21 protein-coding genes are annotated in these 21,375 nt (G+C 64.0%); 11 read left to right on the forward strand and 10 right to left on the reverse strand.

The genetic code is table 11. The annotated features are described in order from the left end of the window. Positions 1-70: 70 nt before the first annotated feature. Entirely contained in the window at positions 71-499 is a 429-nt protein-coding gene (locus tag ABIB00_RS08375; protein ID WP_354104012.1) for a VOC family protein, read from the forward strand. A gap of 113 nt (positions 500-612) precedes the next feature. Beyond that, positions 613-1,125: a hypothetical protein gene (locus ABIB00_RS08380; RefSeq protein ID WP_354104013.1), complete on the forward strand. Its 513-nt coding sequence runs from the start codon at positions 613-615 to the stop codon at positions 1,123-1,125. A 17-nt stretch (positions 1,126-1,142) separates the two neighbouring features. Here ABIB00_RS08380 and ABIB00_RS08385 read toward each other — a convergent pair whose 3' ends face one another. After that, positions 1,143-1,322, reverse strand: coding sequence for a hypothetical protein (locus ABIB00_RS08385; RefSeq protein ID WP_354104014.1), 180 nt, complete (start codon positions 1,320-1,322; stop codon positions 1,143-1,145). A 114-nt stretch (positions 1,323-1,436) separates the two neighbouring features. On the opposite strand from ABIB00_RS08385, the gene ABIB00_RS08390 reads away from it, so the two are divergent. Then, entirely contained in the window at positions 1,437-3,431 is a 1,995-nt protein-coding gene (locus tag ABIB00_RS08390; protein WP_354104197.1) for a DEAD/DEAH box helicase, read from the forward strand. 57 nt (positions 3,432-3,488) lie between these two features. Here ABIB00_RS08390 and ABIB00_RS08395 read toward each other — a convergent pair whose 3' ends face one another. Then, positions 3,489-3,995 carry a GNAT family N-acetyltransferase gene (locus ABIB00_RS08395; protein ID WP_354104198.1) on the reverse strand — a complete coding sequence of 169 codons (507 nt, stop codon included), beginning with the start codon at positions 3,993-3,995 and terminating at the stop codon, positions 3,489-3,491. A gap of 281 nt (positions 3,996-4,276) precedes the next feature. Further along, positions 4,277-4,705, reverse strand: coding sequence for a cupin domain-containing protein (locus ABIB00_RS08400; RefSeq protein WP_247353141.1), 429 nt, complete (start codon positions 4,703-4,705; stop codon positions 4,277-4,279). Positions 4,706-5,197: 492 nt separating this feature from the next. On the opposite strand from ABIB00_RS08400, the gene ABIB00_RS08405 reads away from it, so the two are divergent. Then, the gene (locus tag ABIB00_RS08405) at positions 5,198-5,689 is read left to right on the forward strand and encodes a phasin (protein WP_354104015.1); all 492 of its coding nucleotides are present in this window, start codon (positions 5,198-5,200) and stop codon (positions 5,687-5,689) included. Positions 5,690-5,967: 278 nt separating this feature from the next. Here ABIB00_RS08405 and ABIB00_RS08410 read toward each other — a convergent pair whose 3' ends face one another. Continuing rightward, positions 5,968-6,759, reverse strand: coding sequence for a Crp/Fnr family transcriptional regulator (locus tag ABIB00_RS08410; protein ID WP_354104016.1), 792 nt, complete (start codon positions 6,757-6,759; stop codon positions 5,968-5,970). 223 nt (positions 6,760-6,982) lie between these two features. Next, positions 6,983-7,537, reverse strand: a complete 555-nt coding sequence (locus ABIB00_RS08415) for a PAS domain-containing protein (protein WP_354046464.1) — start codon at positions 7,535-7,537, stop codon at positions 6,983-6,985. A 463-nt stretch (positions 7,538-8,000) separates the two neighbouring features. Between ABIB00_RS08415 and ABIB00_RS08420 the strand changes: the two genes are divergently transcribed. Then, complete coding sequence (locus ABIB00_RS08420) at positions 8,001-8,837, forward strand: rhomboid family intramembrane serine protease (RefSeq protein WP_502917794.1); 837 nt, start codon at positions 8,001-8,003, stop codon at positions 8,835-8,837. Positions 8,838-9,076: 239 nt separating this feature from the next. Further along, on the forward strand, positions 9,077-9,505 hold the full coding sequence (locus ABIB00_RS08425) for a CBS domain-containing protein (protein WP_354104017.1): 429 nt from the start codon (positions 9,077-9,079) through the stop codon (positions 9,503-9,505). On the opposite strand, the gene ABIB00_RS08430 is transcribed toward ABIB00_RS08425, so the two are convergent. Next, entirely contained in the window at positions 9,506-10,543 is a 1,038-nt protein-coding gene (locus tag ABIB00_RS08430) for a patatin-like phospholipase family protein (protein WP_354104018.1), read from the reverse strand. A 240-nt stretch (positions 10,544-10,783) separates the two neighbouring features. Here ABIB00_RS08430 and ABIB00_RS08435 point away from each other — a divergent pair, with 240 nt between their 5' ends. Beyond that, entirely contained in the window at positions 10,784-11,857 is a 1,074-nt protein-coding gene (locus tag ABIB00_RS08435) for an RgsD C-terminal domain-containing protein (RefSeq protein ID WP_354104019.1), read from the forward strand. A 396-nt stretch (positions 11,858-12,253) separates the two neighbouring features. Then, a complete protein-coding gene (locus tag ABIB00_RS08440) occupies positions 12,254-12,448 on the forward strand; it encodes a hypothetical protein (RefSeq protein WP_354104020.1) in 195 nt (64 codons plus the stop codon). A 78-nt stretch (positions 12,449-12,526) separates the two neighbouring features. Here ABIB00_RS08440 and ABIB00_RS08445 read toward each other — a convergent pair whose 3' ends face one another. Next, positions 12,527-13,519: a zinc-dependent alcohol dehydrogenase family protein gene (locus ABIB00_RS08445; protein WP_354104021.1), complete on the reverse strand. Its 993-nt coding sequence runs from the start codon at positions 13,517-13,519 to the stop codon at positions 12,527-12,529. A 104-nt stretch (positions 13,520-13,623) separates the two neighbouring features. On the opposite strand from ABIB00_RS08445, the gene ABIB00_RS08450 reads away from it, so the two are divergent. Further along, positions 13,624-14,475, forward strand: a complete 852-nt coding sequence (locus ABIB00_RS08450; protein WP_354104022.1) for a LysR family transcriptional regulator — start codon at positions 13,624-13,626, stop codon at positions 14,473-14,475. Between the two features lie 932 nt (positions 14,476-15,407). Here ABIB00_RS08450 and ABIB00_RS08455 read toward each other — a convergent pair. The 3 genes from ABIB00_RS08455 to thrS all read right to left on the reverse strand — a co-directional run bounded on the left by ABIB00_RS08455 (position 15,408) and on the right by thrS (position 19,496). Further along, complete coding sequence (locus tag ABIB00_RS08455; protein WP_354104023.1) at positions 15,408-16,676, reverse strand: serine hydrolase domain-containing protein; 1,269 nt, start codon at positions 16,674-16,676, stop codon at positions 15,408-15,410. Between the two features lie 63 nt (positions 16,677-16,739). Beyond that, on the reverse strand, positions 16,740-17,303 hold the full coding sequence (locus tag ABIB00_RS08460) for a nitroreductase family protein (protein ID WP_354104024.1): 564 nt from the start codon (positions 17,301-17,303) through the stop codon (positions 16,740-16,742). A gap of 93 nt (positions 17,304-17,396) precedes the next feature. Then, positions 17,397-19,496: a threonine--tRNA ligase gene (gene thrS / locus ABIB00_RS08465; protein ID WP_354046475.1), complete on the reverse strand. Its 2,100-nt coding sequence runs from the start codon at positions 19,494-19,496 to the stop codon at positions 17,397-17,399. A 186-nt stretch (positions 19,497-19,682) separates the two neighbouring features. On the opposite strand from thrS, the gene ABIB00_RS08470 reads away from it, so the two are divergent. Together ABIB00_RS08470 and ABIB00_RS08475 are read left to right on the forward strand one after the other, a co-directional pair. After that, the gene (locus ABIB00_RS08470) at positions 19,683-20,855 is read left to right on the forward strand and encodes an MFS transporter (protein ID WP_354046477.1); all 1,173 of its coding nucleotides are present in this window, start codon (positions 19,683-19,685) and stop codon (positions 20,853-20,855) included. 92 nt (positions 20,856-20,947) lie between these two features. Continuing rightward, a complete protein-coding gene (locus ABIB00_RS08475) occupies positions 20,948-21,340 on the forward strand; it encodes a hypothetical protein (RefSeq protein ID WP_247443319.1) in 393 nt (130 codons plus the stop codon). The last annotated feature ends 35 nt before the right edge of the window (positions 21,341-21,375 follow it).

A 21,375-nucleotide genomic window follows, 5' to 3' on the forward strand; every position in this document is an offset into this window, starting at 1 on the left:
TCTCGCTTGTGGCTCCTCATATTCCGCTACGCTCCATACGATCTGCGTGCGGACGTTTGGAATGAAAGGCATGACGATGGACGAGACACCCGAACCCGACCAACGCACGCGCTCCCCCTTCCACGCCATCCGCGCGATCGACTACACCGTCATCTTCGTGCGCGACATGGCCGCGATGCGCCGCTTCTACGAAGACGTTCTCGCGTTTCCGCTGCTGCGTGAGTTGTCGCCGAACTGGATCGAGTACGGCTTGGGCAGCAACACGTTGGCTCTCGCGAAGCCGAGCCGGACTGCGGCCGATGCGCCAACACCGGCGGGCAGTGCCGCGCTGCAACTGGCATTCAAGGTCTCCGCGGCCGAGGTCGATGCGTGCGCTGACGAACTCGTGCGGCAGGGCGTTGCGCTGCTGTCGCCGCCGACGAACCAGTCGTTTGGGCATCGGATGCTGTTCTTCCGCGACCCCGACGGCAATCTTTTGGAGCTCTATGCGGAGATCTGAGACTTGCGGAGGCGGGCCGATGTCCAAAAAGTTCCATCGGAAATCCGCGAGTTATTCACGCGGGGGTGAAACTTAGACCCCAGTTCCGGCTTTCAGTTCGCGGGAGAGGTATCGTGAAGCGCATTCTGAAACCGGTCACTTACATCGCGGCCACCATCTACTTCCTGGTGGATGCGGTCTTCATGGCCGTGGCGAGGCCAATCTCGCGCTGGATTGGGCGGCATTTCCAATTCAGGCGATTGCGCGCCTGGATCAGATCGCTGCCGCCTTATCCGTCGCTCGCCTTGTTTTCGGTGCCCGTGATCATTCTGGAGCCAATCAAGCCTGTGGCGGCCTATCTCGCCGCAACCGGTCAGTTCGTGTGCGCCGCGGCCACTCTCATCGTCGGCGAGTTGCTCAAGCTCGTGCTGGTCGAGCGCCTGTTCCATCTCACGCGCGACAAGCTGATGCGGATTCCGGCTTTCGCCTGGGGTTACGGGAAGTTCGCCGAGGTGAGGGCATGGCTGCACGCAACCGAGGCCTGGCGTGCCGTCCGCGCCTTGAGCCGCGCGGCGAAGGACACTGTTGCGCGGGCAAGAGTCAGGCTGGTCGGCGGCTTCGGCAGGCTGGTGACCTCCCGGGATTAGGGCCGGCGCGTCGCTCTCTATGCGAGCTTGCGCGCTGCGGTGGTGGCTTTGACGCAAAATTTCGCTATATGCAGAAAAACGGCCGGAAAACGCTGGATGTAGTGGGTGGTGCCAGCGGTAAGCTTATTCTCGATGGCGCCAAAGCCATGCGTCATAGGCATGGTGATTTGCCCGCGCTTGGCGTAAAGAGCGTGCAAATCAAATCACCACGCGTGCGGCTGGACCATTTGCCGCCTACGCAGCTTCAGGTCGCGCGGCTCAACGTTCCGCGCCTGGACCAACCAAGGTTTTATCCCGTGTCTTTTCCGACCATGAGTCCGCCGCTCGCCCGAGCTTTGGCCGAGCGCAACTACGACCGTCCGACCCCCGTTCAGCTCGCCGTGCTCACCGACGAGGCAACTGACCGCGACCTGCTGGTTTCGGCCCAGACCGGCTCCGGCAAGACGCTGGCCTATGGGCTGGCCATGGCCAAGGACCTTTTCAAGGATCTGCTTGATGGCGCCGAGCGGTTCGAGCGGGCGGGTGCACCGCTCGCCCTGATCGTGGCGCCGACCCGCGAGCTCGCCTTGCAGGTCCATCGCGAACTTGCCTGGCTGTACGAGCATGCGAACGGACGCGTCGTCTCCTGCGTCGGCGGCATGGATCCGCGGCGCGAGCAGCGCGAGCTTGCGGCCGGCGCGCACATCGTCGTCGGCACGCCAGGCCGGCTGTGCGATCATCTGCGGCGCAACCGTCTCGACATCTCGGAATTGAAGGTGGTCGTGCTCGACGAGGCCGACGAGATGCTCAATCTCGGCTTTCGCGAGGACATGGAGTTCATCCTCAAGACCACGCCGGACACGCGCCGCACCCTGATGTTCTCGGCCACGTTCCCGCGCGGCATCGTCGCGCTGGCGAAGCAATATCAGCAGCAGGCCTTCCGGATCGAGGTCGCCGGCGACGAAGGCGGTCACGCCGATATCGAGTACCGCGCGATCCGAATCGCGCCCGGCGATGCCGAGCACGCGGTCGTCAACGTGTTGCGCTTCTACGAGGCGCCGAGCGCTCTGGTCTTCTGCAGCACGCGCGATCACGTCAGGCATTTGCAGGCGGCGCTGCTGGAGCGCGGCTTCTCGGTGGTCGCGCTGTCAGGCGAATTGACGCAGAACGAGCGAACCACGGCGCTGCAGTCGCTGCGGGACGGACGTTCGCGCGTCTGTGTGGCGACCGACGTCGCCGCCCGCGGCATCGATCTGCCGAGCCTCGACCTTGTCATTCATGCCGACCTGCCCAACGACGCCGAAGTTATGCAGCATCGCTCGGGCCGTACCGGCCGCGCCGGTCGCAAGGGGACGAGTATCCTGCTGGTGCCGCCCGTGCGACGGCGGCGTGCGGAAATGCTGCTGAATGTGTCGGGGATCGACGCGGTCTGGGGGACGGCGCCGCAACCGGATGAGATCCGCAAGCTCGATCACGAGCGCATGAAGGACGTGTTGTTCACCGAGGAGACGACCGCCGACGATCTGGCGCTGGCGCAGGCGTTGCTGGCCGAGCGGTCGGCTGAGGAGATCGCCGCGTCGCTCGCACGGCTCTATCGCGCGCGGCTGCCGTCGCCCGAAGACATCATGGATCCGGGCGAGCGAAGCAGCCGGCCGCGCGACGATCGCGGTCGCAACGATGCCCGCGCACCGCGCGACGATGTCCGCACCTCGCGCGGCGATGATCGCCCTGCGGGGCCGCGCTCCAAGGGGAAATCGTCGCCGCGTCACGGCATGGGGGAGGCCACCGTCTGGTTCCGGGCCAACATCGGGCGACGCAAGAATGCGGAAGCGCGCTGGCTGTTGCCGATGATCTGCCGCCGCGGCGGCATCGACAAGAACGACATCGGCGCTATCAAGATCATGGACACCACGACCGAGTTCGAGATTTCCGAGCGGGTCGTGGAATCGTTCGCCGCCAAGATCAAGCGTCCGGACAAGGAAGACAATATCCGCATCGAGTCGATGGCGGATGCGCCGCAGCGGCAGGCGCCTTCGGAAGAGCGGCCCCACGCGCCTCGGCGCGAGAGCGGCGACAGCGACCATCGTGAACGTCGCGACGATCGCCCGCGCGAGCCGGGTGGGTTCAAGTCGCACGGCAAACCACACGGCAAGCCATACGACAAGGCGCAGGGCGAGCGCGGACCGAAATTCGACGATGCTCCTTCCTTCGCAAAGAAAAAGAAGCACAAGAACAAGCCGGGCCACGCAGAGCCTTCGGTCACTTCGTGGCCTGGGAAGAGCGCACCCGGAAAGAAGCCGAAGACGAAAAAGAAGCATCGAGACTGACGGCCGCGTTCCGGCGTCGGCAAGAATGTTGCCGCGGGACTGCACCGTGAAGGGGCATTACGTCGCAGCGAGATCGCGGAGCATGTAGGTCGCGTTGTCGCCGTAGGACGCGAGCTTTGCACGCAGCTCCGCGTTCGCCGTGACGGCCCGAAAGCCGAGGCGTTCCCACAGCGGCCGCGTGGCGTAGACCGACACCAGCGCGAGCGTCGCGATCCCTGACGCGCGCGCGAGCTGCTCGATCGCAGCGACATAATCGCCCGCGACGCCGCCGCGAAAGCCGGGCAGCACCGCGACGTCGTGCACATAGAGGCAGTCCGCATTGCCGGGCAGTTGTTCGAGGAAGCCGTCGAGCGGCGGAATCCGGTGTTGCGTCCAGGGATGGGCGAGTCCGTAGCCGGCGATCTCGTCCTCCGCGGCAAGCACGCGGCTTCCATCGGGATAGAGCCGCATCTTTTCCGCGAACACCTCGGGGCGTTCAGGCAGATCGGGGTGGATGCGCGCTGCGATCGCGCTGATCGCCGGCAGGTCGGATGCGCGCGCGGGACGCCAATGCGGCTTGCTCATGTCGATCCGTGGTTCAGTTTTGATCATCCCAGTTTATTCCGATGCGACGAGGCACGCAGCGAAAAATATCTTTGCCGTCATCTCAGGAATACCACGGCTCGCGCGGCGTCCTACCCCATGCAAGCCCATTGCATGACAGGAGATACCATGACGTCCTCGATCCGCCTCGCGCTCACGCTCGCAATATCGCTCGCGATGATTCCCACCGCATTCGCCGCGTCGCCGGCCGTGATGGATCGCTAGCGCGGGACCGGCCATTTCCGCTGGGCGGCGAGCTTGGCTCACGCAGCCGGCGCCGGCACCAGTCCATAGCGCAGCATCGTCTCTTTCATCTTCGCGGGGTCGGGTGGCGCGCCTGCCGACAGGAGCGCGGCCATCTCCGTGAAATATTGCGTGCCCAGCACCCCGGGGCTCAGGATGCACAGGCATGTCGCCGGCCCGGTCGAGCGGTTGGTAAAGCCGTGCACGATGCCGCGCTTGATGAAGACGGATTCTCCGGGGCCGAGATCGTTCTGCTTGCCATCGATCGTCCAGGTCGAGACGCCGGACAGCCCGTAGATCGTTTCGTCCCAGCGGTCGTGATAATGCGGGATCGGCATCCGCGCATTCGGCTGCAACGTCATTTCGAAAATATCGACGCTGCCGCCGGTGTCATCCTTGCTCTGCAGGAAGCGGAGCTGAAGCGAGCCGAAATTGATGATGTCGGACATGGTCGTTTCGTCCAGGTGAGAGGCTGCATCGAGATCGCGGCGCTCGCTCACGTCGAAACGAGAACTACCGCAGCCCCCTGATACAGCCCGCGTGTGACCGGCCAATTTATCGCACAGGGACCGTTGCAGGTCGACCTGCCGGTTGCGCAAGCGGCAGAACATTCTGGCTCAAACGGCTCCGGGATCGAGCCTCTTAATAGCTCGCCGGCGCTGATCTCAGGTTGGCGCATGCAACAGCAGCAACTTCAAAGATGCAGAATTTTGATTGCGCCGCAGCATCGCACGAGTCGAACTAATTCAAGTCAAGAGTCCGAAAGCGAACCGAAGCTTCGACCTTCGTCGGTCATAGTTGCCTCCGGCAGGGGGCAAGAGCTGCATATGCAGCAGCATCCCACCATCGTGAAAGTAGAGGCACTGGGGTCCCGGTGCAGTACGCACCTGGGCGCGTCGGGGAGTCTTCAATCCATTATCTAGTTTCGCTTGAAAGGATGAATGCCCGTGAGTGATGCCAATGTGAAAGCCGAAACGAATGCCGCTCCGCCGAATGGGACGGCGAACGGAAATGCAAACTTCAAATTCGACATACCGTTTTTCAACATCCAGGCGATCTTCGGCGATCTCGCCGCGCCGACCGCCACGCGGGCCAAGGCAAATTTCGAGCAGATGAAGGCGACTTCCGAGGAGATCACCGAAGCTCTCCGCGATGCCTGTTCGACCAATGCCAGGCGTGCCGCCGACTACGGCACCAAGGTCATCGAAATATCCAACAACAATGCCAGCTCCGCGCTGGAATTCCTCTCCCAGCTTGCAGACGCGAAGTCGTTTGCGGACCTCGTGAACCTCTCCACCGCTCACGGTCGCAAGACCTTTGAAGCGGCTTCCGCCCAGAATCGGGAGCTTTGGGATCTGGCCCAGAAGGTCGCGACCGAGACGGCCGAGCCGATCAAGAACAGCTTCAACCGGGTTCTGCATAGGGCTGCTTGAATCGAAGCTACTGGCCACGTGGATCGGCTGGACGAGCGTCTTCGCGAGAAGAGACGCCGTCCAGCCGATGGCGGCCAGCCTTGCCGTGAGGTGATGCCAAGCTGGAGGGAAATCAGGATGGGTATGGTGATGATCAAGTGTCCGGAAACGGGGAGCGCAATTCCGACAGGCATCGAGATGGATGGCGAAAGGTTTCGCTGCAGTACTGTGTTCTTTTCGCGTACCTATTGCCGGATGTGCGCGGCGACGCACGAGTGGTTCGCCAGGGAGGCCTGGGTTTACGAGTCGGTTTTGGCGAACGGGAAGTCTGGAGACGGGCAGCCGTCCCGCGCCGGCGCGGCGTGAAGGAGCCTTGGCGCATCCTGCGAAACGATCCGATCGATCCTGCGGCTCATCACCTTGTAGCACTCGCATGCGACGACCTCGAGCCGTTGCCTGTCGATCTCGAGTTGGCCGCGTCGATTGGATTTGATCGCCCTTGATGTTCGAAGTGCACTCACGACGTGCGTGACCGTGGTACGGCGGACGCCGAGCAATTCCGACAACGTCTCCTGGGTCAAGGGCAGGACATCACCGCCATCCGTCCGATCGTGAATGTGCAGCAGCCAGCGGGCGAGGCGCGCTTCGACCGAGTGCAGCGCATTGCAGGCCGCGACGTGCAGGAATTGCGTCATCAACGCCCTGGTGACAATCTGAACCGCGCTTGCGACGGCGGGACTGCGTTCGAGCATCGCGTGAAATCGCGCGGGCGAGATCTGCAGTGCGGTCCCGGCCACGCGGACAACCGCGGTCAGGGGGGATCGGACGGGCCCGAGCGCCGTCATGAGTCCGACGGCGCCGTCGTTGCCGATCACTGCGGTTGCGGCCGTTTGTCCGTTCGGCAACTCCATGATGAGGGCGATCGCGCCGCTGCAGGGGAAGTAGAGATGTTCGATGCGGTCGCCCGACCCGACCAGGACTGCGTCGTGCTGGAGCGGTACTTTCCGCAAATGCGGTGCAAGCAAAGCGAAGTCGGCCGGCGGTAACGCAGCTAACAGGCGATTACCAACTCTGGTCGCGTGCTCCATCACGGGAATCGCCCCTCGACGGAGGCCCGGCGGCTAGCAAACGCATCGCCTCCGACCGAGCCGCGTTGCCGCGCAGACACCAGCGACGGCAAGCGGATAAACGCACTTCAACAGATAAGGTTCCAATCACGGATCGCGAGCCTGCGCGCCGGGGGGCCGGCGCGTCTGACTGCAATGAAGATAGGGCGGCTGGCAAACGCTGCGCGCCCTGAGACGAGGGTCACTCCTACCTCAGTCCCTCATACACCATCAGCCCGCGTGCGATCTGCAGCTTGCGGATCGCGCGCGGCAAGAGCTTCTCCGGCTGGTGCAGATAACGCCAGGAGGTGAGGGTGAACGGGCCAAGCGCGCCGCATTCGTCGTCGAACGGCGCAAGCACGCCTGTCACGCTTACCGGCGTATGCGGGCGGGCGTTGAACGGGAGCAGCAACAGCTCGAGATGCGCCTTGCTGCCGTCCTCACGCGTGGCGGTGATACCGGCGATCGCGCCGAGGCTCTCGTCGGCGACAACGGTCGTGATCTCCTCGATCTCGCGGCGGCTGGCCTCGTTGAACAGCGCTGCAAAGCTCGCGTCCTTGAGGTCGCATCCTGCGAGCGCGCAGACGCGCGTGCCGGCGACGCGAAACGGAAAGCCGAGACTGGGCTCGCAGGACAGCACGAAGATGTCGCCCAGCAGGCCGCGCACGGCAGCCGGATCGATATCGGCCCGGTCAGGGGCCCGCTCGGTGCCGCGCTTCTTGTCCCAATACGCGAAGAACTCGCGGTTCGACGGATGTTTCATGACTGAACGCTTATCCCGGGGCGCAACCTCGCGGGACAATCCTGTCCCGCTTCAGTGCAGCCGCGATCCCTGTGTTGTTGTGCAGGAGGGGATTTGCACCGTCCATGCCGTGGAGGCGTTTTCGGCCTCCCTGACGCTGCCTTTGCGTCGTTAACGTTAAATTAACTATGCGCTTTCCGTCCGCCGCCCCGCTGCTATGGTGACCGCAGTCGCAAAGCCTCGCCGCTTTTCTCCAGGTTCTCGGCGAGGCCTGTACACAGGCGTCAAACAGTTTGGTCACCGGCCGCGGGGAGGGGTGGGGATACCCCTCTCTCTGGGTACCGGAAGTCCGACACGGACAGGCAGGGCTTTCCAGGGCCCTGCCTTTTCCTTTTGTGCACTTGCGCAGGGCGGGCAAAGGCGACTATCTCCAAGGCCTGTCGTTAATCCTGTCGCTCCGATCGCGCCTGAAAGCGAAGCTGCCTTGGATTCTCCGCAAGATTCTCCGCCGCAAGATCCTTCGTTGCATCATGCTTCGATGGAGGTCCCGGCTGTCAATGAGGAGGTTCCGCGCGAGCCGATCCTGACGCTGCCCGTGGCGCTGACCGCCTACATCATCCTGCTGGCGGTGATCCATCTGCGCGTGCTGCTGCCGCCGGACCTGGAGAACTGGACCATCGACGTCTTCGGCTTCATCCCCAAGCGCTACGATTCCTCACTGCTTAATTTGGAGATTCCGGGCGGCGCCGGCGCAAAAATCTGGAGCTTCGTCACCTATTCGCTGCTGCACGCCAATCTCACCCATCTCGGCTTCAACGTGCTGTGGCTGTTGCCGTTCGGGAGCGCGCTGGCGCGGCGCTTTGGCACCATCAGGTTCTTCCTGTTCCTCGCGGTGACGGCGGCGGCCGGCGCGCTCGCCCATCTCGTCACCCATGAGCACGCGGTGGCGCCGATGATCGGCGCTTCGGCTTCGGTGTCCGGCGCGATGGCAGCGGCGATCCGCTTTGCCTTCGTTCGCGGCAGCTTCCTGTCGTTCAGCCGATCGGATGCCGATACCGCCGCGAGAGTTCCGGCGCTGCCGCTGTCACGCGCGCTGCGCGACGGGCGGGTGCTCGGTTTCCTCGCGGTGTGGTTCGGCGTCAATATCGTCTTCGGTGTCGGCGCGATCGGCGTCGATAGCGAGACCACGAGCGTTGCCTGGCAGGCGCATATCGGCGGCTTCCTTGCCGGCCTGTTGCTGTTCACTCTGTTCGATCCCGTGCCGCGCGTGCGAAGCGATGCTGCGAATGCGTCATCACAGGACATTTCAGACCGTATTTGAAGCGGCGCTTGCGGCGCCGCCCGAATTCATCCATCATTCTCGTGAAGAATGTTCCGAAGCGACAAGCCCGTAGAGGCAATGCTTCGACAAGCGCCTGAGGGTGAAACCGGCGCCAGGCCTGTTTAGTTCAGGACTGTTAGTTCAAGACTGTTAGTTGAAGACTCCAAGTCTGTTGGTTGAAGGCTCGATGAACAAGTCCAACCGCGAAAAGCGGGCGGTTCGGATTCAGGGAGGCGACAATGACGGTACGTTCGATTCTCAACAACAAGGGCCACCAGGTCATGAGCGTCGAGCCGGACGCGAAGCTGGCGGTCGCGGTCAAGCTGCTCGGTGAGAAGAAGATCGGCGCGGTGCTGGTGATGAACCAGAGCCGGCTCGAAGGCATCCTGTCGGAGCGTGACATCGTGCGGGTGATCGGCGAGCGCGGAGCCGGCGCGCTCGAGGAGCCGGTCTCTCAGGTCATGACCCGCAAGGTCGTCACCTGCAAGGAGACCGACACGGTCGCCGAGCTCATGGAGATGATGACCACCGGCAAGTTCCGGCATCTTCCCGTGATCGACAGCGGCAAGGTAGTGGGCCTGATCTCGATCGGCGACATCGTCAAACGCCGGGTGCAGGAATACGAGACCGAGCAGGAAGCCCTGCGCGACTACATCAAGACGGCCTGATCAGTCTTGCTGGCCGGCTTTCGGCGCGGTGCCTTCGGGCGCCGGCGCCAGCTCGTGGATTGCCTCCTGGATGGACTCCAGCGCTCGCTCGGCAGCGCGGGTGCCCAGGGCGATGAGGTCTTCGGAGCGGTGGAAGTCGAACCAGCCGAAATGGCCGACCCGCGGTGTGATCAGCATATCGGGCGGATCGCCGGCGAGGCGGGCGCGGGTGATCCGGTCCTGCATGATGTTGAAGGCGTCGACCATCACCGAAGAGAGGCCGGGGCGGGCGCTGCCGCCGCCGAAGAACTCGCGCTTCACCGTCTTCTCAGGCGAGAAGAATCTCGGGAAGCGCCGCTTTGACGTCGTCTCTTCGGCCACAGCAATGGCCGGTTCAGGCATCGCGCCGTGCGAATAGACCGTAGTCGAATAGGTGAAGATGTCGCTGGAAAGATTTGCGGCGATGACGATTTCGGCGCCCAGCGCGCGGGCGGCCGAGACCGGCACCGGGTTCACCAATGCGCCGTCGACCAGCCAGCGATCCCCGATCAGGACCGGAGAGAAGATGCCGGGCAGCGCATAGGAGGCACGCATCGCGTCGACCACGCGGCCGCGCGTCAGCCAGATTTCGTGGCCGGTGCGGACCTCAGTCGCGACGCTCGCGAATTTGATCGGAAGGTCTTCGATCAGGGTCTGGCCGACCGCCTCCTCGAGTCGCGTTGCAAGCTTTTCGCCGCCGATCAGGCCTGAGCCGTTGAGGCGGATGTCGAGATAGCCGAGGATGTTGCGCATACCTTGCAGACTGCGCCCCCACTCCTCCAGCGTATCGAGCCGGCCGGCCGCATGGAGGCCGCCGACCACGGCGCCGATCGAAGTGCCGACCACGACGTCAGGCACGATGCCATTGGCCGTGAGGGTTCTCAGGATCCCGATATGGGCGAAGCCGCGCGCTGCGCCGCCGCCGAGGGCAAGGCCAATGATCGGCCGGCGGACGCTACCCAAGCCGACCTTTTCGCCGTTCGAGCTGTTCGTACCCCGACCCTTCAATATATCCAGCACCGAAACTCTCCTACGCCTGGACCCGCCATCAGATTAGGCACCGTACTCGCGCTCCGCCAGAACCGGGCCGGAGCATGGTTTATGCCGGTTTGGGAAGGGCACGGGGCAGGAGTATGGCGAGGGGCGGTGCCCTGTGGGGTAATCACGCAGGCGTCAACCGGGTTCCAAATCAGAACAGGCCGTATTTCTTGGGGTTTCGGAGGCTTGAATTTGCCGCGTTTTCGGTGAAAAGCAGGTGGCATGACTCTCGGGGGTGACGGCATCATCAGATGGCGGCGCGGCGCATCGCTGCTGCCGATGCTGATCCTTGCTGCCTGCCTCTATACCCTCGGCCAAAATACTGCGCAGGCGCAGCTTTTCTCTGATCGTCCGCCGCCGGTGCCGCCCGCTTCGGTGCCCGACCCCGGCGGCGCCGTCAGCCTGGCGCCGCCCTCCGGCCCGGGTGCCGGACCTCCGAGCCTGCCGCCGACCCTGATGCAGCCGACCACGCCCAGCATGCCGCCGCCGGCGGTCACGACCGTGCCGTCCGCCGCGCCGCTCAACGCGGCCGTCCCCGGACAGGGCGTACTGTCGCTGACCGCGAAATACGGCAAGGACACCCCGCCGATCACCAGCGGCCTGGTCTGGCGCGTGTTTGCCGATCGTCCCGACGAGAACGGCACCTTCAAGCTGATCCGCGAGGACCGCAACGCCACGCCCAACATCGTGCTGCCGCCCGGCAATTACGTCGTGCACGTTGCCTTTGGCCTCGTCAGCGCGGTGCGCACAGTCAGCCTGAAGGCCGAGACCGACCGCGAATCATTCGTGCTGCCGGCCGGCGGCTTGCGCATCGAGGGCCGGGTCGGCACCAGCCGCATTCCGCAGAACCAGATATCGTTCGCGATCTACAAGGGAAGCCAGTTCGAATCCGGCGAGCGCGCCTCCCTGGTGCCGAACGTCGCCGCCGGCGACGTCGTGCTGCTGCCGGAAGGCACCTACTACATCATCTCGAACTACGGCGACGCCAATTCGGTGGTGCGCTCGGACATCCGCGTCCAGGCCAGCAAGCTCACCGACGTCACCATCACCCACCGCGCCGCCGTCATCACGCTCAAGCTGGTCAGCGACAGGGGCGGCGAGGCGCTTGCCAACACCGCCTGGTCGGTGCTGACCCCGGGCGGCGACGTCATCAAGGAATCGATCGGCGCCTTCCCGCGCGTCGTGCTCTCCGAAGGCGAATACCGCGCCATCGCCAAGAACGAGGGCAAGGTCTACGAGCGCGGCTTCAACGTCGTCAACGGCGTCGACGGCGAAGTGGAAGTCGTCGCGCGCTAGGGCTTAAGCGGTGATGCCGCATGCGGCTTGACGCTGGCCCGAGTGCCTGGCGAACACTTCTCACTCAGCGCACGAATGTCCCATATCTCATTACCGCCAGTCTCGTCACGTGTGCGGGAAGCATGCTCTCCGCTACTCCGGTTGGTGTTCCGATCAGAATACTTCTGTCAGCGCTACCAAGCTTGGTCGAAGCGCAGATAAACACCAGCACCACCGGCTTATTCCAGCGGCGCCGCGACTTCGTCACGGCCGGTGCAAGATACCCGTTTCCGATAATCAATTTTATTCTCTTTCCATCCCGCTGCGTTATATGTCGGGCATCCCTCCAACGGAGGAGGCCGGAGCAGGCTTGTGCACCTGCGAGACCGGCAAGGAGCAGGGACCAAGCTCGCCGGCATGTTCGAAGTGATCCTCACCAGGCGTAAGCGGTTCGGCTGGCGGTGGCAGGTGTGCGACCAGTCCGGCAAGAAATTTGCCGATGGCTTCGAGCGGACCCGGCCGTCCGCCAAATATCATGGCGAGCGCGCATTGTTTTTCCTGTTGTCGCAGGCCCACCTGCGCAATCGTTCCGCGGCTTCCAGCGAGGACTAGCGGCATCCGCGCGCACGGGGCTCCGTAGCCCCGGATTGTGCTGCGCTCGATGCACTGGAGACGTCTCTGCGAGCGCCGTCAGATCTCTACGACGAGCTTGCCCTGCGCCGCGTGATCGCGGATCAGCGCATAGGCATCGCCGACGTTCTCCAGTGTGAAGTGCCGGGCATCGAGCGTCGGCACGAGCTTGCCGGCCTCAACGAGGCGCGTGGCTTCCGCCATGATCTCTCCGTGATGCGCACGGCCTTCGCCTGAGAGCAGCGGCAGCAGCGTGAACACGCCGGAATAGGTGGCGGCGCGGAACGAGAGCGGCGCAAGCGCATGCGTCCCCCAACCGAGCGCGCTCACGACATGGCCGAAGCGGCGCACGGCCTCGAAGGAGGCGTCGAGCACCTTGCCGCCGACGGTGTCGTAGATGATGTCGAAGCCGCGGCCGTCCGTAAGCTCTGCAACATACGTCGCGATGGCGCTATCGCGATCGATGAAGGTCGCGCCAAAGCCCTCGATGGTGGCGCGCTGCGATGCCGAGCCGGTCGCGAACACATCTGCTCCGAACGCGCGCGCGATCTGGATCGCGATGTGGCCGACGCCGCCTGCGCCGCCATGGATCAACACCTTCTGGCCGGCCTTCAGCGCCGCGCGGTCAATCAGTCCTTCCCAGGCCGTGATGAAGATGAGCGGCAGGGCGGCTGCCTCCCGCATGCTGAGATTGGCAGGCTTCAACGCCAGCAGGTCGGCGTCGACAGCGGCGAATTCGGCGAGCGATCCCTGCACACCGCCGACGCCTCCGGTCATGCCATAGACCTCGTCGCCCCGCTTGAACCGCGAGACGTCACGCCCGGTCTGTTCGATCACGCCGGCGAGATCAAGTCCGGGAATCGCAGGCAGCGGATGGCGCGCATGCGCCGCCGTGCCGGCATGGATCTTGGTGTCGAGCGGATTGACCCCGCTGGCGCGGATCCGCACCAGCACCTCGCGCGGGCCGATCTTGGGCGTGGCGATGGTTGAGAGGCGCAGCGGCGCGTTGTGGGTCTCCAGGACGGCCGCGCGCATCGTCGATTGTCTCGTCATGATCGTCTTGCTCCGTTGTCGGCCTCCAATATGCTCATAATTTTTTGCATGGGAAGGAACTAGAATGTACGATTGTCGTGCGTTTTTGTATGAGGGGGCTTTCGATGGACTGGAGCGATCTGCGCATCTTCCTGGCGATTGCGCGCGAAGGCACGCTCGGCGCGGCCGCACGGAAGATCGGCCAGACCCAGCCGACGATGGGGCGACGACTTCGTGCGCTCGAACAGTCGCTCGGACAGACGCTGTTCCAGCGCACGACGGATGGTTTCGTGCTGACCGACGAGGGCACAGCCGTGCTGCGCCATGCCGAACGGATTGAAGAGGAGGCGCTCGCTTTGGAGCGGCAAGCGTCCGGCGCGGAGACGCAGCTCGATGGCTTGCTGCGCCTGTCGTCGTCGGACTGGTTCGGGACGGTGATGCTCTCGCCGGTGATAGCCGCCTTCGGCAAATGCCATCCCAAGGTAACAGTCGAGCTTCTGACCGATGCGCGCCTCTACAGCCTGCCGCGCCGCGAGGCCGATCTTGTCTTCCGAATTAAACCATTCGACGAGCCTGAAGTGATCTCCCGAAAGCTGCTCCACATTCCCTATGCACTCTACGGCAAGAAGGGCAGCAAGCCGCCACGCGCCGGCGACGGAGGCGGTGTCCGGGGCGTGACCATGAACGCCGAATTCGCCGACATGCCCGATACCCTGTGGTTGAAGCGTACGCTGCCGAATATGGAAATCGCCTCGCGCAGCAACAACAGGCAGGCGCAGGCGGAACTTTGCGCGAGCGGCGGCGGGCTCGCGGTGCTGCCGCGTCCACTCGGCGACCGCGATCGCCGCCTGGTCGCGCTCGACATCGGCGCGACGCCGCCCGGCCGCGACACCTATGTCGGCTATCACCGCGATCTCAGGCGCTCGGCGCGTCTGCGCGCGCTGCTCGATCTCGTGATCGAGCGGTTGGCGGGGTGATCGCTTTTGACACGCTGCCGTAGCCCAGATGAGTGAAGCGATACCCGGGACCGCTCGCAGCGGGAATCCAGGATGTCGCTTCGCTCATCGGGGCTACGAGACCTTGCGGTGCCTGTCGGGCAAAACACACAAATTGTCGGTCAATAGGCAGGCGAAAAAATATTCGCCTTTACAGAATTCGGAATTATCGTATCTTCCGCTCACTCCGGCCCAAGGAAGAGGGGCGTATCGCGATCGTCACGAACGCGGGCCGAGCGGCGGTGGACGTGGATTACATCGGCGCGAATGGTTTCGCAGGGCGGAGAGCCGTGAGCGAAGGCGTCGCGCGCACGACCGGTGTGATCGGCGTACGGCCAAATCGTGTCGTCCTGGCGCCCGGGGTCTGTGCGCCAAGTCTTGCGGTGATGTGTGCAGTCCAACCGGGCACGTACATCAGCCATCCGCAGGGCGACGGGGGCAATAGTGCATCGCTCCCCGGGGAGAACACGACATAAGCCGTTCCAACCATTGCGCAGGGAAGGCCGGGATGCTCCGGTTGCCCTGTTTCCCGCTGTGCATTGTAGCGCAATCTGCCCTTGGCATAGCGGATCAATAGGAGCCAGCCGGCTCCCGGTCTTCCCTGCGCCCTCTTTCAATTGAGGGTGAGGCGACGAAGCAAAGCTCGGGCGAAACATGCCGCGGGGATGCAAGCCCATGTCAATTATTCAACAACGATCCCGTGCCCCGGACGCAGCGCAGCGCCTCTTCGCTGTGCGCTGCAGAGCCGGGGCCCATGCAACAGCGAACGGCGCGGCTTCCTGGATCCCGGCTCTGCGGCGCGTCACTGCGTGCCGCACCGCGTCCGGGACACGAGAAAGACGAGCGTTGTCGTCACAGTTCGTCATTGCGGCGCCGAGATCGCAAAGCTGCTCGCCGATTTCGACCAGCGTGCTTCACGGGCGGCGTAACTCGGACGGATAACAGTCATAGACCAGCGCCTTGAAAGCGGGCGTGATGCGGCTGCGCTCGTTCTGGGTTTGCTGCATCAGGAGGTAGACCATGTCGAGCTTGGGATCGACCCCGAAATAGGTGCCGCTGCCACTGTCCCATTTCAACTCGCCGAGCGAGCCCGGCGGCGGCGGTTTGGCGTTGCCGGGATCGGTCCGCACCGCAAGGCCATAGCCATAACCGAAGCCGTCGCCCGGAAAATAGAAATAATCGCGTCCAACGCCGGAGCCGGGCCCGACGTGATCCGTGGTCATGGCTTTGAAAGCCGCGGGGCTCAGATAGCGCTTGCCCTCGAACTCGCCGCCATTGAGCAGCATCTGCGAGAAACGCTGATAGTCGGTGATGGTCGAGAGCAGCCCGCCGCCCCCGGATTGCCATTCGGGATGGTCGAGGCGGTCGCGCTCGGCGGCAAGCAGAATGAAGTCATTGGGCAGCGGCCGCGCCATCCGAGCGAGCTCGTCCGCGCTCGCCAGCGCGAATTTGGTGCTGCTCATGCCGAGCGGATCGAGGATGCGCTGCTTGAGGAATTCGTACAGCGTCTGGCCCGAGATGATCTCGATGACGCTGCCGAGCACGTCGGTGGAATGACCGTAGCGCCACAGCGTTCCCGGCTGCCGCGCCAGCGGCAGCTTTGCGATGCGTTGGGCGAATTCCCTGTTGTTGAATTGGCCTTCGAAGATGTCGGCAGCCTTGTAGGCCTGCTCGACCCATTTGCCGCCGATATAATCGTAGCTGATGCCCGAGGTGTGCCGCAGCAGATCCTCGATGTTGACGGGACGGACCGGGGCCACGAGATCCAGATGCAACGTGCCGTCGGGATTGGTGACCTCCAGTCCCACCTTGGTGTCGGCAAAGAGAGGAATGTATTTCGACACCGGGTCGGTGAGCGCAAGCTTGCCCTCGTCGATCAGCATCATTGCGCCGAGGCACGTGACCGGCTTGGTCATCGAATGGATGGCGAAGATCGTATCGGGCGTCATCGCGAGACCTGTCCTGGTGTCGCGCACGCCAAAATTCTTCAGATAGACCGGCTTGCCGTGCTGCTGCACCAGGACCACGGCGCCCGGCAGCCGGCCGCTCGTCACCTCGTTGTCAAAATACTTTGTGATGCGGTCGAGCCCGTCGGACGACGGAGCGGCGATATCGGCGGCGCGGCTCCGCGCCATCGTGCCGGCCAGCAGCGCGGCTCCGACCAGAAATTCACGACGCTTCATCCAGGCTTCCTCCCTCGCCGGGATCAAAGCCGCAAGACGTCGAAGGCGTCAACACGCCTTCGATTAAAATCGCGTCACGATTTCAGAAAGGACCGGTCGCGGACGGTCATCGCTCTGCTTGGTCGGGGTGCCGATATGGACGAATCCGGCGAGCTTCTCGTCCGGCTTGAGGCCGAGGCCATCCAGCACGTCGCGATCGAACGAGAACCAGCCGGTCAGCCAGCAGGCGCCGTAGCCGAGCGCGGTCGCGGCCGTGACGATGTTCATGACGCTGGCGCCGGCCGACAATTCCTGCTCGAAGGCCGGCACCTTCGGATGCGGCTTGGTGAAGCTGACGATGCCGATCACCAGCGGCGCATCCGTGAGGCGCTTGCGCTCGGTCTCGACATCGGCGGCAGGCGCGCCGGGATTCTTCCGGGCAAACACCTTTGCGATCACCTCGCCGGCGCGCTGACGCGCATCGTCCTCGAAAATGATGAAGCGCCAGGGCGCAAGCTTGCCATGGTCGGGCACGCGCGAGCCGATGGTGAGGATGGTCTCGAGCTCGGCCGGGGAGGGCCCGGGTCCGGACATCTCGCGCGGCTTGACCGAGCGGCGGGTCTTCAGGAGTTCGATGGCGTCAGGCACTGCGATATCCTCTTCGGCTGGTCGTCGGGCGTGCCATGCCGAGATAAGCATGCACGCCCGCAACCGAAAGCGGGTTTAGATCGATTTCAGGAATCAGGCCGCGCCACGCGCCCGCTTCACATCCGGCGGGGTCGCCTCGTCGACGAGGGCGGCGAGCGCCTCCACCGTCGTGGTCACGTTCTGGCCGTCGCTGCCGAGCCGCCGGATCGAGACCGACTGTGTCTCGGCCTCTTTCTTGCCGACCACGAGCAGTGCCGGAATCTTGGCCAGCGAATGCTCGCGGACCTTGTAGTTGATCTTTTCGTTGCGCAGGTCGATCTCGGCCCGAAGTCCCGCACGCCGGACCTGCTCCAGAACCTGCTTGGCGTATTCGTCGGCCTCCGACGTGATGGTGGTGACCACCACCTGCACCGGCGACAGCCAAAGCGGGAAGTTGCCGGCATAGTGCTCGATCAGGATGCCGATGAAGCGCTCCATCGAACCGCAGATCGCGCGGTGCACCATCACCGGCGGCTTCTTGCCGCTGTCGTGGTCGATGTAGAACGCACCGAACCGTTCCGGCAGGTTGAAGTCGACCTGCGTGGTGCCGCATTGCCAGTCGCGGCCGATGGCGTCGCGCAGCACGTATTCGAACTTCGGCCCGTAGAAGGCGCCTTCGCCCGGATTGATCTCGGTCTTGATGTGATTGTTCTGCGTCTGGATCTCGCGCAGCACGGTGGCCATCACGCGCTCGGCGTGATCCCACATCGCGTCGGTACCGACGCGTTTCTCCGGTCGGGTCGACAACTTCACCGTGAGATCGCCGGTGAAGCCGAAATCGGCGTAGGTCGACAGGATCAGCTCGTTGATCTTCAGGCACTCGTCGGCGAGCTGATCCTCCATGCAGAAGATATGAGCGTCGTCCTGCGTGAAGCCGCGCACGCGCATCAAGCCGTGCATGGCGCCGGACGGCTCATAGCGGTGCACTACGCCGAACTCGGCGAGCCGCAGCGGCAAATCGCGGTAGCTCTTCAAGCCGTGCTTGAAGATCTGCACGTGGCCTGGGCAGTTCATTGGCTTCAGCGCAAACCAGCGCTTGTCTTCGGCTTCGTCGCCGGCCGACTGCGCCGCAAACATGTTCTCGCGGTACCAGCCCCAATGGCCGGAGGTCTCCCACAGCGACTTGTCGAGGATCTGCGGCGCGTTGACCTCGCTGTAGTCGCCGCTCAGGCGTCGGCGCATATAGGCGATCAGCTGCTGGAAGATGGTCCAGCCCTTGGCGTGCCAGAACACCACGCCCGGACCTTCCTCCTGGAAATGGAAGAGGTCGAGCTCGCGCCCGAGCTTGCGATGGTCGCGCTTTTCGGCTTCCTCGATCTGCTTCAGATAAGCGTCGAGGTCCTCCTGCTTGGCGAACGCCGTGCCGTAGATGCGGGTCAGCATCGGGTTGTTGCTGTCGCCGCGCCAATAGGCGCCGGCCACCTTCATCAGCTTGAAGGCGTTGCCGACCTTGCCGGTCGAGGTCATGTGCGGGCCGCGGCAGAGATCGAACCAGTCGCCCTGATAGTAGATCTTGATCGGCTCGTTGCCGGGGATGGCGTCGACCAGCTCGACCTTGAACGCCTCGCCCTTGTCGCGGAACACCTGTTTGGTTTTTTCGCGATCCCAAACCTCTTTCGTAAAAGGCTTGTCGCGCGCGATGAGCTCGCGCATCTTTTTCTCGATTGCGGCAAAGTCTTCCGGCGTGAACGGCTCGTTGCGGAAGAAATCGTAATAGAAGCCGTTCTCGATCACGGGACCGATGGTGACCTGCGTGCCCGGCCACAGCGTCTGCACGGCTTCGGCGAGCACGTGGGCGCAGTCGTGGCGGATCAACTCGAGCGCGCGCGGATCGTCGCGGTTGATCAGCTCGAGCTTGGCATCGGCTTCAATGGGATCGTCGAGGTCGGAGACCACGCCGTCGAGCGCCATCGCGACCGTGCGCTTGGCCAGCGACGGCGAAATGCCCTTGGCGATCTCGAGGCCGGTGATGCTCTTGGCATATTCACGCCGGGCGCCGTCCGGGAAGGTGAGAGTGATTTTTTCCGGTGGGGTCACGGGTCTCAAATTGCTGAGGCTGTATTGGAAGCCGGATTCGGATTTGGCTTGTTCGGCCTTGGTCTGTTCGGCCTTGGCTTGTTCGGACCTGGATTGGTCCTTGGGCTGGTCGGTCATTGCATGTCTCCTGAGGCTCACTCCTGCGAACGAGCGCAGGTAAGCGGGAACGAGCGATATATCAGGCGATTCGGCCTGCGCAATCCGGCATTTCCAAGAAACTGGCGCGCAAAAGCCGGGGCGCCGCACGAACTATTCCGGGCGACGCCCTTTAACCGGTCGCAGGTCTGCTCTACATGCATCTGCATGGAAAATGCACCCGCCGGCCGTTTCGCGCCTACTGCCCTGATGCTCGGCAATCTCGTCACCGGCTGCTCGGTATTGGCACCGGCGGGCATGCTGCCGGAATTGGCGACGGGACTCGACGTCAGCATCCACGCGGCCGCGCTCCTGATCACCTTCGGCGCCATCATCCTGTGCATCGGATCGCCGCTGACGGCCTGGCTCACCAGCCGGATCGAGCGCCGGACGCTGCTCACCACGACGCTGGCGGTGCTCGCCTTTGGCAATCTCGCATCGGCATTTGCGCCCGACTACACGAGCCTCCTTGTCATCCGCCTGGCGATGCTCGCGGTCGGCGCGCTCTACACGCCGCAGGCCGCCGGCACGGCGGCACTGATCGTGCCGGTGGAGCGTCGCGGGAGCACGATCGCCTACATCTTTCTCGGCTGGTCACTCGCTGCCGCCGTCGGCCTGCCGCTGATCACCTTCATCGCCAGCCGCTATGGCTGGCGCGCGGCCTATGGCGGGATCGGCGCGCTCGGCTGCATCAGCTTCCTGCTGTTGCTGATCCGGCTGCCGGCGGGCTTGAAGGGCACGCCGGTGGACCTGACGACCTGGAGCGCCGTCGGCCGCGACAGGACGATCCTGCTGCTGCTTGCGATCACGATGCTGCAGATGGCCGGGCAGTTCGTGGTGTTCACCTTCATGGGCCCGCTGCTCAAGAAGCTGACCGGCGCCGGGCCCGATGCGATCGGCATGGTGTTCGCTCTCTATGGCGTCTGCGGCTTCCTCGGCGTTGTCATCGCGACCCGCATCGTCGACACCTCGGGACCCTATCGCACCTCGCTGCTGTTCACCTGCCTGCTGCTTGCGGGGATCACGGGCTGGGCGCTCAGTGCCGGCACGCTCGCATTGATGGCGGGTGCGGTCGCGATCTGGGGCCTCGGCTTTGCCTCGACCAATTCGATGCAGCAGGTGCGGCTGGTCTCGGCCGCACCGTCGCTGGCATCGGCGACCGTCGCACTCAACACCTCCGTCCTCTATATCGGCCAGGCTGTCGGCTCTGCCGTCGGCGGACTGCTGTTCGCCCGCGAGCTCCTGCATACGCTCGGCTTCGTCGCGGTCGGTTTCGTCGTGCTGGCGCTGATCCTGGTAGTCCTGACCCGGCCCCGGCCGGCTACCGCCGCCCCGGCCTGAACGGAAGGGTTTTCGTGTGCGCAAGGCGCTTGGCAAACCGCGCGCAGGAGCGGTAGAAGGCGAGGCATGGGGACCAAAGAGAGTTGACTGAAATGAGGATGATTCTGGCGGTTGCCGCGGTGCTCTATTCGGCCTCCGCGTTTGCGCAAGCCGACAAGCCACCACCGATGGTCGGGGACAAGCCGTTGATGCAGGTCAAGCCCAAGGGGACCAAGGCCGGGATCAAAGAGGCAGCCGCCAAGCCGGCCGCGGCGCCGAAGGGCAAGCCACAATCGATCGCGGCGCGGCTCCAGGCCTGCCTCGACCTCGATGACGGCACCAAGGACCGGCTCAACTGCTACGACGCGGTGATCGCGCCAACGCCGAAGCCGAAGCCGCCGAAGGCCAAGGGCTACGCCGATTGCCGATTCTTCAAGGAAGAGGACGAGCGGCTGGCCTGCTTCAACGGCTTTGCCGAGAGCATTCCGAAGCTGCCCAAAACCTGAGGCCAACGAGCTGCGGTTCGAGCCGGACGGTCAGT

This window comes from Bradyrhizobium sp. LB14.3 (assembly GCF_040547985.1).
GTDB lineage: Bacteria > Pseudomonadota > Alphaproteobacteria > Rhizobiales > Xanthobacteraceae > Bradyrhizobium.

Bases quoted from the DNA above. Each gene is read 5' to 3' on its own strand.
- ABIB00_RS08400 (WP_247353141.1), bottom strand. From the start codon at position 4,705: ATGTCCGACATCATCAATTTCGGCTCGCTTCAGCTCCGCTTCCTGCAG.
- ABIB00_RS08475 (WP_247443319.1), top strand. From the start codon at position 20,948: ATGAGGATGATTCTGGCGGTTGCCGCGGTGCTCTATTCGGCCTCCGCG.
- thrS (WP_354046475.1), bottom strand. From the start codon at position 19,496: ATGACCGACCAGCCCAAGGACCAATCCAGGTCCGAACAAGCCAAGGCC.
- ABIB00_RS08470 (WP_354046477.1), top strand. From the start codon at position 19,683: ATGGAAAATGCACCCGCCGGCCGTTTCGCGCCTACTGCCCTGATGCTC.
- ABIB00_RS08395 (WP_354104198.1), bottom strand. From the start codon at position 3,995: ATGAGCAAGCCGCATTGGCGTCCCGCGCGCGCATCCGACCTGCCGGCG.
- ABIB00_RS08405 (WP_354104015.1), top strand. From the start codon at position 5,198: ATGCCCGTGAGTGATGCCAATGTGAAAGCCGAAACGAATGCCGCTCCG.
- ABIB00_RS08435 (WP_354104019.1), top strand. From the start codon at position 10,784: ATGACTCTCGGGGGTGACGGCATCATCAGATGGCGGCGCGGCGCATCG.
- ABIB00_RS08440 (WP_354104020.1), top strand. From the start codon at position 12,254: ATGTTCGAAGTGATCCTCACCAGGCGTAAGCGGTTCGGCTGGCGGTGG.
- ABIB00_RS08415 (WP_354046464.1), bottom strand. From the start codon at position 7,537: ATGAAACATCCGTCGAACCGCGAGTTCTTCGCGTATTGGGACAAGAAG.
- ABIB00_RS08445 (WP_354104021.1), bottom strand. From the start codon at position 13,519: ATGACGAGACAATCGACGATGCGCGCGGCCGTCCTGGAGACCCACAAC.
- ABIB00_RS08425 (WP_354104017.1), top strand. From the start codon at position 9,077: ATGACGGTACGTTCGATTCTCAACAACAAGGGCCACCAGGTCATGAGC.
- ABIB00_RS08455 (WP_354104023.1), bottom strand. From the start codon at position 16,676: ATGAAGCGTCGTGAATTTCTGGTCGGAGCCGCGCTGCTGGCCGGCACG.
- ABIB00_RS08390 (WP_354104197.1), top strand. From the start codon at position 1,437: ATGAGTCCGCCGCTCGCCCGAGCTTTGGCCGAGCGCAACTACGACCGT.
- ABIB00_RS08450 (WP_354104022.1), top strand. From the start codon at position 13,624: ATGGACTGGAGCGATCTGCGCATCTTCCTGGCGATTGCGCGCGAAGGC.
- ABIB00_RS08375 (WP_354104012.1), top strand. From the start codon at position 71: ATGACGATGGACGAGACACCCGAACCCGACCAACGCACGCGCTCCCCC.